At 71.5% G+C, this 11,901-nt stretch carries 6 protein-coding genes; 3 read left to right on the forward strand and 3 right to left on the reverse strand.

Annotated elements, in window-relative coordinates; translation table 11 throughout:
• Positions 1-38: 38 nt before the first annotated feature.
• Both ACZ52C_RS06040 and ACZ52C_RS06045 read right to left on the reverse strand, forming a co-directional pair.
• Entirely contained in the window at positions 39-3,500 is a 3,462-nt protein-coding gene (locus tag ACZ52C_RS06040; RefSeq protein ID WP_469073615.1) for an ATP-dependent helicase, read from the reverse strand.
• 311 nt (positions 3,501-3,811) lie between these two features.
• Complete coding sequence (locus ACZ52C_RS06045; protein ID WP_319107512.1) at positions 3,812-4,177, reverse strand: MGMT family protein; 366 nt, start codon at positions 4,175-4,177, stop codon at positions 3,812-3,814.
• 186 nt (positions 4,178-4,363) lie between these two features.
• Between ACZ52C_RS06045 and ACZ52C_RS06050 the strand changes: the two genes are divergently transcribed.
• From ACZ52C_RS06050 to ACZ52C_RS06060, 3 genes are all read left to right on the forward strand, one after another.
• Positions 4,364-7,243: a lysylphosphatidylglycerol synthase transmembrane domain-containing protein gene (locus ACZ52C_RS06050; protein ID WP_469073616.1), complete on the forward strand. Its 2,880-nt coding sequence runs from the start codon at positions 4,364-4,366 to the stop codon at positions 7,241-7,243.
• Between the two features lie 129 nt (positions 7,244-7,372).
• Positions 7,373-8,923, forward strand: a complete 1,551-nt coding sequence (locus ACZ52C_RS06055) for an alpha/beta fold hydrolase (protein ID WP_469073617.1) — start codon at positions 7,373-7,375, stop codon at positions 8,921-8,923.
• Positions 8,924-9,043: 120 nt separating this feature from the next.
• Positions 9,044-10,570: an alpha/beta hydrolase gene (locus ACZ52C_RS06060; protein WP_469073618.1), complete on the forward strand. Its 1,527-nt coding sequence runs from the start codon at positions 9,044-9,046 to the stop codon at positions 10,568-10,570.
• A gap of 134 nt (positions 10,571-10,704) precedes the next feature.
• Here the strand turns inward: ACZ52C_RS06060 and moeZ are convergent, their stop codons facing one another.
• On the reverse strand, positions 10,705-11,883 hold the full coding sequence (gene moeZ, locus ACZ52C_RS06065; RefSeq protein WP_469073619.1) for an adenylyltransferase/sulfurtransferase MoeZ: 1,179 nt from the start codon (positions 11,881-11,883) through the stop codon (positions 10,705-10,707).
• Positions 11,884-11,901: the final 18 nt, after the last annotated feature.

An 11,901-nucleotide genomic window follows, 5' to 3' on the forward strand; every position in this document is an offset into this window, starting at 1 on the left:
CCACTGACAGCGGCCGCGGGGCCGCCGAGCGGACGCCGTCACTCGACCACGTGCCGGCCCTCGGGACGGGCACTGCACGACGCCCGGAATGCGCAGTGCGTGCAGTGTTGTCCGGCAGTGGGGGAGAAACGTTCGTCCAGGACCTTGCCCGCGGCGGTGGCCAGGAGGTCGCCCACCCACTCCCCCTCCGCGCCTTCGAGAGGGCCCTGCGCCTGCACCTTGGGGAGGGTCTCGCCGCCGTTCTTCTTCGCGGCGCCCTGTCGCAGCTGGACGAGTTCGGCGCCGCCCGGTTCCGGGCGGACGCCGCCGAAGGGCTCGTCGACAGCTCCCTCGCGGACCGCGAGCTGGTAGACCGCCAACTGCGGGTGGCGGGTCACCTCGGCGGAACTCACGGACTGCTTGCCCGTCTTGAAGTCGACCACGTAGGCACGGCCCTCGGTGTCGGTCTCGACGCGGTCCATGGAGCCACGGATGCGCACCTCGTAGTCGCCCGCCTCGAGGGTGACGTCGAAGTCGTGCTCGCTGACCACCGGAGCACGCCCCGCGCGGTCCATGACATGCCACTTCAGGAAGCGTTCGAGCGCCACGCGCGCGTGCTGCTTCTCCTGCTCCGACTTCCAGGGCGCGTCGAACGCGAGCGCGTTCCACACGGAGTCGAGACGCTCCATGAGGACGTCGAGGTCGGCAGGGGTGCGTCCGGAGGCGACCTCGTCGGCGAGCACGTGGACGACGTTGCCGAAGCCCTGGGCGGCGGTCGCGGGCGCGTCGGCCTTCACCTCACGGCCCAGGAACCACTGCAGGGCGCAGGTGTTGGCGAGCTGGTCGAGGGCGCTGCCCGACAGCACGACGGGCTGGTCACGGTCCCTGAGCGGCACCTTGCTCTCGGTGGGCTCGAACATGCCCCACCAGCGGTAGGGATGCGCCGACAGCACGAGCGGACGGCCGTCCTCGTCGCTCAGCGCGGCCAGCCGAGCCAGCCGCAGGGCGGCCGCCTCGCGGAGTGTCTCCGACACGCGCGGGTCCACCGTGGTGGCGCGCAGTTCGGCGACGAGGGCGGCCACGGACAGCGGGCGGCGGGGACGGCCGGTGACGTCCTTGGGTTCGACCCCCAGTTCGGTGAGGAAGCGGGAGGGCTGGTCGCCGTCGTCGGCGGGCGCCTTCACCGCGGTGACGACGAGACGTTCACGCGCGCGCGTGGCGGCCACGTAGAACAAACGGCGTTCCTCCGCGAGGAGCGCGCCCGGCGTGAGCGGTTCGGCGAGACCGTCGCGGCCGATGCGGTCGGCCTCCAGGAGTGATCCGCGGCGGCGGAGGTCGGGCCACAGGCCCTCCTGGACGCCCGCGACGACGACCAGGTGCCATTGCAGGCCCTTGGCGCGGTGCGCGGTCATCAGGCGTACGGCGTCGGGGCGGACGACACGCCCGGTGAGCGTGTCGGCGGCGATGTCCTCGGCCTCGATCTCGGCCAGGAAGTTGAGGGCGCCCAGGCCGCCGGTGCGCTCCTCCGCGCGCGCCGCGGTGGCGAACAGCGCGCACACGGCGTCGAGGTCGCGGTCCGCGTTGCGCCCGGCCGCGCCGCCGCGCCGGGCGGCACGCTCCAGGCGCCTGGGCCACGGCGTGCCGTCCCACAGCTCCCACAGCGCCTCCTCGGCCGTACCGCCGCCCGCGAGACCTTCGCGGGCCTTCCGCAGCAGCGCGCCGAGGCGTTGCGCGCCCCGCGCGTACACCGGATCGTGCGCCACCAGCCGCTCCGGCTCCGCCAGCGCGCGTGCCAGCAGTTCGTCCGAGGGCGGCGGTACGGGGTTGCCGCCGGCCCGCTCCTCCTCGCGCAGCGCGCGGCCCAGGCGCCGCAGGTCAGCGGTGTCCATGCCCGCCAGCGGGGAGGCGAGGAGGTCGAGCGCGGTCTCGGTGTCCAGCCAGCAGGGCTGCGCGGCGGCCGTGCCGGACGGCCCGGACGTATCTGCCGGCCCGGACGCATCTGCCGACTCGGACTCGTCGGGGAACTTGTTCGAGGGCCCGACGGGTGCCTCGTCGGGTTCCTCAGCCGGGGCCGCGGGGGCCGCCGGAGCCACCGGGCCTGTGGGGGCCGCCGGGGTCCGCTCCCCCAGCTCTGCCCGTGCCACCGCCCGTAGCGCCGTCAGCAAGGGCTGTACGGCCGGCTCGTGGCGCAGGGGCAGGTCGTCGCCGTCGATCTCCAACGGGACGCCCGCGGCGGTGAGGGTGCGCCGGATCGAGGGGATCGTGCGTGCGCCGGCGCGAACCAGGACGGCCATCTCGCTCCACGGGACGCCGTCCTCGAGATGGGCCCGGCGAAGGATGTCCGCGATGTTGTCCAGTTCGGTACCCGGTGTCGGGTACGTGTAGACCTCGACGCGGCCGCCGTCCCGCACGGGCCTCAACTCGCGGTGGGCACGCACCTTCTCGGCGGGGAGGCGGGTGAGCGGCATGCGCTGGGTGAGCAGGCGGCTGGCGCCGAGCAGGTTCGCCGCCGAGCGGCGGGAGTTCCTGAGGACCGCGACCGGCGCCCGGCGGCCGTCCGCGCGCGGGAAGGCCTGCGGGAACTCCAGGATGCCGTTCACGTCGGCGCCCCGGAAGGTGTAGATCGACTGGTCGGGGTCACCGAAGGCGACCAGGGTGCGGCCGCCGCCTGCGAGGGACCGCAGGAGCCGTACCTGCGCGGGGTCGGTGTCCTGGTACTCGTCGACGTAGACCGCGTCGTACTGCGCGGCCAGCCGCTCGGCGACGTCGGGGCGGCCGGCCAGGAGCACCGCGCGGTGGACCAGTTCCGCGTAGTCGAGCACGCCCCGCAGGTCGAGGACGTCGAGGTACTCGGCGAGGAAGGCGGAGGCCGCGAGCCAGTCCGGGCGGCCGATGCGGGCGGCGAAGGCGCGCAGGTCCTCGGGGGCCAGGCCCAGTTCACGGCTGCGGGCGAGCACCGCGCGGACCTCGTCGGCGAAGCCGCGGGTGGTCAGGCAGGCGCGCAGCTCGTCCGGCCAGCGCACGTGCGCGAGGCCCAGGCGCTCCAGGTCGGGCTGACCGGCGAGCAGTTCACGGACCGCCACGTCCTGCTCAGGGCCGGACAACAGACGCAGGGGCTCGACGAACAGATCGCTGTCCTGGTGGGCGCGGACCAGGGCGTAGCAGAACGAGTGGAAGGTGGTGGCCTGCGGGGCGCGCTCGGCCCCCAGGCGCAGCGCCATGCGGTCGCGCAGTTCCACGGCCGCCTTGCGGCTGAAGGTCAGGACCAGCACGCGCGCGGGGTCGGCCCCGCGGGCGATGCGGGCTCCCACCGACTCGACGAGCGTGGTCGTCTTGCCGGTGCCCGGACCTGCGAGGACGAGCAGGGGCCCCCTCTCGTGGTCAACCACACCGCGCTGCTCGGCGTCCAGACGAGGGGGGTCCGTCCGGGCCGGTGGGGTACGCACCAGTCGGTAAGCGCCACGGCTCCCCTGTCGCACCTGGGTGTGCGACAGGCGCCTGGTGGAGAAAGAGGAGCTCACGTGGTTCGCCGGTCCTGGTGGGTGTGCGGGGTGTCACTGCCGACGCGGTGCGCCGGTGTCGCTGGGTGGTGGTCGGGAAAGGGGTGCGCGGCGCGCCGCCCGTCGAGGAGGGTGGGTGCGGGGTGAGAAGGACACGCTCAGCCGACGCTACGCCGACGGGTGGCGCGGAAGCGGGGCTTCCCCTTATTGCCTCCCGACGCGCGCGGCACGGGCGTCCCTCGCCCCACGAACGTACGGCATGGCACCGACGTGTCCCGTGTCCCCCGTACGGACCAGGGGGCGCACCGAGATCCGTCGGATGCCGGAAGCTGTCAGGTGTGACCCTCCGCGCCCGCGCCGCCGTCCCAGCGCGCCCGTCTCATGTCGACACGCGGCACATGGCCCTCGGTGACGCGGCTCGCCTCCCGCAGGGGGGTGGCCTCCGCGCGGTAGTGGTCCAGCGCTCTCAGTTCGTGGCCGGGCAGCAGGACGCCGTCGGCACGGACGACCCGCCACCACGGAACCGCGCCGCCGTAGAGGGCCATGACACGGCCCACCTGGCGCGGACCGCCCTCCCCCAGCCATTCGGCGACGTCCCCGTATGTCATGACCCGCCCGGGCGGGATCAGGTCGGCGACCTCGAGGACCCGCTCCGCGTACTCCGGCAGGGCGTCCGCCGGAAGGCTCTCCTCGCTCATCCGCCCCATCCTGCCCCACGCCACCGACAATGGGACGTGGCGGCCGCCGCGTGCGTCCCTCGCCCCGGGGGGCGGTCTTCGGGCAGACTGTGCGCCCCCGCATTGCACCCTGATGCCCCTGTGTGCCCACCCGGCATGCCACCATCGTGCGGGCGGTGACTGGTGATACGAGACCAAGAAGAGACGATGAAGCAGCAGAGCGTGCACCCCGATGACGCGGCGGGCACCTCTGACGCCTCGTCGCGCCCGAACGCCTCCGAGGGGGGCGACAAGGGCGCGGACGGCGTCTCGAAGAAGGCCTCCGGCACCCCCCCTCCCGTCACCGAATCCTCCGGCACCACTCCTCCCGTGACCGAAAAAGAGTCCCCCGTGACGCACGGGGACGAGAAGCAGCCGGGCGACCAGCGGCAGCAGGACAACGAGGACGACGGGCCGGACAGGGAGGACGGGCCGGGCGAGGACGACCTCGAGGAGGCGCACGCCGAAGAGGTCGAGGGCGACGAACCACTGCTCCCCGCGCGCGTGCACCGCCCTTCCGACCTCATGCGCCTGTCGGTCGGCATCCTCGGGATCATCGTCCTGCTGGCGATCGCCGCGTTCGCCCACGGCACCACCTCCGGACTCGAACAGGACATCAACAAGGGCACCGGACAGGCACCCGATCTCCTGATCAAGCTCGCCGGCCTGGGATCGAGCATCGCGATCCTGCTCGTACCGGTCGCCTTCGCGATCGAACGGCTGATCAAGCGGGACGGTCTGCGCATCGCCGACGGCGTGCTCGCGGCCGTCCTGGCGCACGGAGTGACGCTGGCGACCGATCTGTGGGTCGCCAGGGCCGCCCCGGACTCGATCCAGGAGGCGCTCACCCAGCCCTCGCCCGGCGACATCCACGCCCTCACGGACCCCGTGCACGGCTACCTCGCGCCGGTCATCGCGTACATGACCGCCGTGGGGATGTCACGCAGACCCCGCTGGCGGGCCGTGCTGTGGATCGTGCTGCTGCTGGACGCCTTCTCGATGCTGGTCACGGGCTACACGACACCGTTCTCGATCATCCTGACGGTGCTGATCGGCTGGACCGTCGCCTACGGAACGCTGTACGCGGTCGGCTCACCGAACGTCCGCCCGACCGGCCGGACCCTGATGGCCGGCCTCAGGCGGGTCGGCTTCAAGCCGGTGAGCGCGGCCCGTGAGGAGGTCCCGGAGACGACGGAGGGCGGGGACCGGGGCCGCCGGTACTTCGTGACGCTGGAGGACGGCCCACCCCTGGACGTCACCGTCGTGGACCGGGAACAGCAGGCCCAGGGCTTCTTCTACCGCGTCTGGCGGCGTCTGACGCTGCGCGGCATCACCACACGCCGCAGCCTCCAGTCGCTGCGCCAGGCGCTGGAGCAGGAGGCGCTCCTGGCGTACGCGGCCATCGCGGCCGGCGCCAACGCGCCGAAACTGATCGCCACCTCCGAGCTCGGGCCGGACGCGGTGATGCTCGTCTACGAGCACACCGGCGGCCGCACCCTGGACTCCCTGGCGGACGACGAGGTCACCGACGAGCTGATGTCGGACACCTGGCACCAGGTGAAAGCGCTGCAGTCGCGGCGCATCGCGCACCGCAGGCTCGTGGGCGACGCGGTTCTGGTGGATCGTTCCGGCACGGTGATCCTCACCGATCTGCGCGTCGGCGAGATCGCGGCGGGCGATCTGGTGCTGCGCATGGACGTCTCCCAGTTGCTGACGACTCTCGGCCTGCGGGTGGGCGCGGAACGCGCGGTGGCCTCGGCCGTCAGCGTGCTCGGCCCCGACGCGGTGGCCGACTGCCTGCCGCTGCTCCAGCCGATCGCCCTGTCACGCTCCACGCGCGCGACCCTGCGCAGACTCGCCCGGGAGCGCGCCGAACGCGAGCGCGAGGCGGTCCTGGAGGCGTCCCACCTGGCCAAGCAGGCCCGTGCGGAGGAACACAGCAGGGCCGCCGAGCCGGGCAAGGCCGACAAGAAGGCCGTGCGGGCCGAGCAGCGGGCCGAGAAGCGGGCGCTCGACGAGGCCCTGGAGGAGGCCCGCGAGGAGGACCTGCTCACCCAGATCCGCCACCAGGTGCTGCTGATCAGACCCCAGGCACCGGTCGAACCGGCCCGCCTGGAGCGGGTCAAGCCGCGCACGCTGATCAGCCTCATCGCCGGTGCGATCGGCGCGTACTTCCTGCTGACCCAGCTCACCCATATCGAGTTCGGGCCGCTCATCGAGAACGCCGAGTGGGGCTGGGTCGCCGCGGCGGTGTTCTTCTCCGCGCTGAGCTATGTCGCGGCGGCGATGAGCCTGCTGGGCTTCGTGCCGGAGCGGGTGCCGTTCCTGCGGACGATCGGAGCGCAGGTCGCCGGGTCGTTCGTGAAGATCGTGGCGCCGGCCGCGGTGGGCGGTGTGGCACTCAACACACGCTTCCTGCAGCGCGCGGGGGTGCGGCCGGGGCTCGCGGTGGCGAGCGTCGGCGCCTCGCAGCTCTTCGGGCTCGGCTGCCACATCCTGATGCTGCTGGCCTTCGGCTATCTGACCGGCACCGAGAAGACACCGTCCCTGTCGCCGTCCCGCACCGTCATCGCGGGCCTGTTGACGGTCGCGGTGCTCGTGCTGGTGGTGACGTCGATCCCGTTCCTGCGCAAGTTCGTCGTCACGCGCGTGCGGTCGCTCTTCGCCGGTGTCGTGCCTCGCATGCTCGACGTGCTGCAACGGCCGCAGAAGCTGGTCACCGGCATCGGCGGCATGCTGCTCCTCACTGGATGCTTCGTGATGTGTCTGGACGCCTCGATCCGCGCGTTCGGCAACGAGGACGTGTCGATCAGCATCGCCAGCGTCGCGGTCGTCTTCCTCGCGGGCAACGCGCTCGGTTCCGCGGCACCCACCCCGGGCGGTGTGGGTGCCGTCGAGGCCACCCTGACGGTCGGTCTGATCGCCGTGGGCCTCCCCAAGGAGGTCGCCGCGCCCGCCGTGCTGCTGTTCCGTCTGCTGACCCTGTGGCTGCCCGTGCTGCCGGGGTGGCTGGCCTTCAATCAGCTGTCACGCAAGGGCGCGCTGTAGGGACCCACGCGCGTTGGTCCTCCTTCGCGATGTACGCGGTCCACGCGCGCGTGGACCGCGTGTCCCGGGGCTCACCCGCACGGCCCGCGCCCCGAGCGCATCGCTCCGGGCGCCTCCAGGATGGGTGGCATGCCCCTCTTTCCCCGTCCGTGTGCCGTCGCCGTGACCGCCCTCGCCGTTCTGCTGTCCCTGACGGCCGCGGGCTGCGGCGACGACGCCCAGGGGGACGACGGGGACCTGACGACGCAGAAGCTGAGCTGGAAGACCTGCGAGGCACCGTCCGAGGCCCAGGGCGGCGGCCCGGCACCCTCACCGCTGCCGGACGGCGACGCCTGGCAGTGCGCCACCATGAAGGCACCTCTCGACTGGGACGACCCCGACGGCGACACGATCGGCATCGCACTGATCCGGGCCCGGTCCAGCGGCTCCGCGAGCCGGCGGATCGGCTCACTCGTCTTCAACTTCGGCGGCCCCGGCCTCTCGGGCATCAAGACGCTCCCCTCGTTCGGCGAGGACTACGCGAAACTGCGCACCCGCTACGACCTGGTGAGCTTCGACCCGCGCGGCGTCGGACGCAGCGCCGGCATCCAGTGCGAGGACGACGAGGCGCTCGACGAGTACTTCCAGCAGGACATGACCCCGGACGACACCTCCGAGCGGACGGAGTTCCTCGACAACACCGAGACGTTCAACTCCGCCTGCGAGGAGAACTCCGGCAAGACCCTCCCGCACGTCTCCACCACGGACGCGGCCCGCGACATGGACCTCATGCGGCGTGTCCTCGGCGACGACAGACTCCACTACTTCGGGTTCTCGTACGGCACCGAACTCGGCGGCGTCTACGCCCATCTGTTCCCCGAGAGCATCGGACGGGCCGTGTTCGACGCGGTCGTCGACCCGACCCAGACCGCCGAGCAGGGCTCGCTCGGGCAGGCCGAGGGCTTCCAGCGGGCGCTCGACAACTACGCCCGGGACTGTGTCTCCCAGGTGGCGGACTGCCCGGTGGGCGACACCGCACAGGACGTCGAGGACCGGATCGTCAAGCTGCTCGCAGACCTCGACAGGAAGCCGATCCCCGGGGTCTTCCCCCGCGACCTGACCGAGTCCGAGGCGAGGAACGGCATCGCCCAGGCCCTGTACTCCCACGACCTCTGGCAGTACCTGACCGAGGGCCTGCAACAGGCGTACGACGGGGACGGCCAGGTGCTGATGCTGTTGTCCGACTCGTTGAACGGGCGCAGCGAGAACGGCGAGTACAGCAATATCACCGCGGCGAACGTCGCCATCAACTGCGCCGACGACAAGCCGCGCTACACCACCGAGCACGTGGAGGGGAGGCGGGCCGAGTTCCGGGCGGCCTCGCCGGTCTTCGGTGACTGGCTCGCCTGGTCCATGCTCAGCTGCACCGACTGGGCGGTCGCCGGCGCGGCCGACCATCCCGATGTGCGGGCTCCCGGCTCGGCGCCGATCCTCGTGATCGGCAACACGGGCGACCCCGCCACACCGTACGAGGGTGCGCGAAAGATGGTCGAAGCGCTCGGGCCGGGGGTCGGAGTGGAGCTGACGTACAAAGGACAGGGCCATGGCGCGTACAGCAGCGGCAACGGGTGCGTCCGGAGTGCCGTGGACGGCTACCTGCTGTCGGGGAAGGTACCGAAATCCGGCACCGTCTGCACGTGAACATGCAGGTCAGAGCGTTATCCACAGGCCATCTCGGCATTCCCCGCGATCCGCATACCATGGCATGACCGTCATTCGGGACAACCGACGGACGGTCCTGCGAGAGGGGGGGAAGTGTTCATGGCGCGTTTTCCACGGGGGGCGGCGCTGGCCGCTGCCGTGCTGCTGGTCGCCGGCTGCAGCGGCGGCACGGACGACGGGGCCGACGACAGGGCGGACGACGGCAAGGCCTCCGCGCCCGCACCGGCGCCTTCGGCCGCGTCCCAGGAACTCGACTGGGGGCGCTGCAAGGCGACCTCGGAGGGTCCGGCGCCGGGCGACGAATGGCAGTGCGCGACGCTGAAGGTGCCACTGGACTACGCCGCACCGGACGGCCCGACGATCGGGCTCGCGCTGATCCGCAGCGAGGCGACGGGTGACGCCGACGACCGTGTCGGCTCCCTCCTGTTCAACTTCGGCGGACCGGGCGGCTCGGGCGTCTCCACCCTGCCGTCGTACGCGGGCCTCACGAGCGAACTGCACAAGCGGTACGACCTGGTGAGCTGGGACCCGCGCGGGGTGGCCCAGAGCGACGGGGTGCGCTGCCGCAGCGACAAGGAGATCCAGGCGGGTGAGTCGGTGGACGCCACACCGGACGACACATCCGAGGAGACGGCCTTCTTCAAGGACGCGGCCGACTTCGGCGCGGGCTGCGAGAAGGCCGCGGGGAAGCTCCTGTCGCACGTGTCGACCACCGAGACCGCCCGCGACATGGACGTCATGCGCCAGGTCCTCGGCGACGAGAAGATGCGCTACTTCGGCATCTCCTACGGCACCGAACTCGGCGGCGTCTACGCCCATCTGTTCCCCGAGAAGGTCGGACGCCTGGTCCTGGACGCGGTCGTCGACCCGACCGCCGACACGGTGGGCCACGCCAAGAACCAGGCCCTGGGATTCCAGCGCGCCCTCGACAACTACCTGAATTCCACGGGCCAGGACCCCGACGAAGGCACCCGGAAGATCGAGAAGCTGCTGCGGCGCATCGACGCCGAGCCGCTCGCGACGACGTCCGGCCGCGAGCTCACCCAGACCCTGGCGACCACCGGGATCGTGCTGCCGCTCTACAGCGAGCAAAGCTGGCCCACGCTGACCAGCGCGCTCGACGCGGCCGAGGACGGCGACGGCACCGAGCTGCTCGCGCTGGCCGACGGTTACAACGAGCGTGACCCGTCGGGCCACTACGGCACGACGACCCACTCCCAACGGGTCATATCGTGCTTGGACCAGAAGCAGCGGCCGACCCCGGAGGAGACGAAGAGGCTCCTGTCCGAGTTCCGGGAGATCTCGCCCGTGTTCGGCGAGTTCCTGGGCTGGGACACGGCGGGCTGGTGCCACGACTGGCCGGTGCCCGGTCTCACGGACTCGCCGGAGGTGAGCGCCCCGGGAGCGGAGCCCGTCCTCGTGGTGGGCAACACCGGCGATCCGGCGACGCCCTACGAGGGCGCGCGGAAGATGGCCGGGGAGCTGGGCGAGGGCGTCGGTGTGATGCTCACCTGGAAGGGCGAGGGCCATGGCGCGTACGGCAGCGGCAGCGACTGTGTCGACTCGACGGTGAACGCGTATCTGTTGAACGGGAAGGTGCCCGAGGACGGCAAGGTCTGCGCGTAGGCCGGTGCGGCCACCGGTTCACGCCGGTCCACCGGGCACTCGCGCCGGTCCACCGGGCAACGGAGAGGGGCCCGGCACCCGTGGTGCCGAGCCCCCTCCGAAAAGGCGCTCGTCCGGCGAACCGGTCCGTGCTGCTAGTAGACCGGCTTGCTGGGCTCGATCTGGTTGACCCAGCCGATCACGCCACCGCCGACGTGGACCGCGTCGGCGAAGCCCGCCGACTTCAGGACCGCGAGGACTTCCGCACTGCGGACACCCGTCTTGCAGTGCAAGACGATCTTCTTGTCCTGCGGGAGGGCCTCCAGGGCGGTGCCCATGAGGAACTCGTTCTTCGGGATCAGCTTGGCGCCCGGGATGGAGACGATCTCGTACTCGTTGATCTCACGGACGTCGATGATCTCGATGTTCTCGCCGTCGTCGATCCACTCCTTGAGCTGCTTGGGAGTGATCGTCGAGCCGGCGGCCGCCTCCTGGGCCTCCTCGGAGACGACGCCGCAGAAGGCCTCGTAGTCGATGAGCTCGGTGACGGTGGGGTTCTCGCCGCAGACGGCGCAGTTGGGGTCCTTGCGAACCTTGACCTGGCGGTACTGCATCTCCAGGGCGTCGTAGATCATCAGACGGCCCACCAGCGGCTCGCCCGTGCCGGTGAGGACCTTGATGGCCTCGGTGACCTGGATGGAGCCGATCGAGGCGCACAGCACACCGAGGACGCCGCCCTCGGCGCAGGAGGGGACCATGCCCGGCGGCGGGGGCTCCGGGTAGAGGCAGCGGTAGCAGGGACCGTGCTCGGACCAGAAGACGGAGGCCTGACCGTCGAAGCGGTAGATCGAACCCCAGACGTACGGCTTGTTCAGCAGCACGCAGGCGTCGTTGACCAGGTAGCGGGTGGCGAAGTTGTCCGTGCCGTCGACGATCAGGTCGTACTGGCTGAAGATGTCCATCACGTTCTCGGCCTCGAGCCGCTCTTCGTGGAGGATCACGTTCACGTACGGGTTGATGCCGAGGACGGAGTCGCGCGCGGATGCGGCCTTGGAGCGGCCGATGTCGGCCTGGCTGTGGATGATCTGGCGCTGCAGGTTCGACTCGTCGACCTCGTCGAACTCCACGATGCCGAGCGTCCCGACGCCCGCCGCGGCCAGGTACATCAGCGCCGGCGAGCCCAGGCCGCCGGCGCCCACACAGAGCACCTTGGCGTTCTTCAGCCGCTTCTGCCCGTCCATCCCGACGTCGGGGATGATCAGGTGGCGGGAGTACCTGCGGACCTCGTCTACGGTGAGCTCGGAAGCGGGCTCGACCAGGGGTGGCAGCGACACGGGGACTCCGTTGGTCGG

Source organism: Streptomyces sp. NPDC034049 (assembly GCF_055575575.1).

Bases quoted from the DNA above. Each gene is read 5' to 3' on its own strand.
- ACZ52C_RS06060 (WP_469073618.1), top strand. From the start codon at position 9,044: ATGGCGCGTTTTCCACGGGGGGCGGCGCTGGCCGCTGCCGTGCTGCTG.
- ACZ52C_RS06045 (WP_319107512.1), bottom strand. From the start codon at position 4,177: ATGAGCGAGGAGAGCCTTCCGGCGGACGCCCTGCCGGAGTACGCGGAG.
- ACZ52C_RS06055 (WP_469073617.1), top strand. From the start codon at position 7,373: ATGCCCCTCTTTCCCCGTCCGTGTGCCGTCGCCGTGACCGCCCTCGCC.
- ACZ52C_RS06050 (WP_469073616.1), top strand. From the start codon at position 4,364: ATGAAGCAGCAGAGCGTGCACCCCGATGACGCGGCGGGCACCTCTGAC.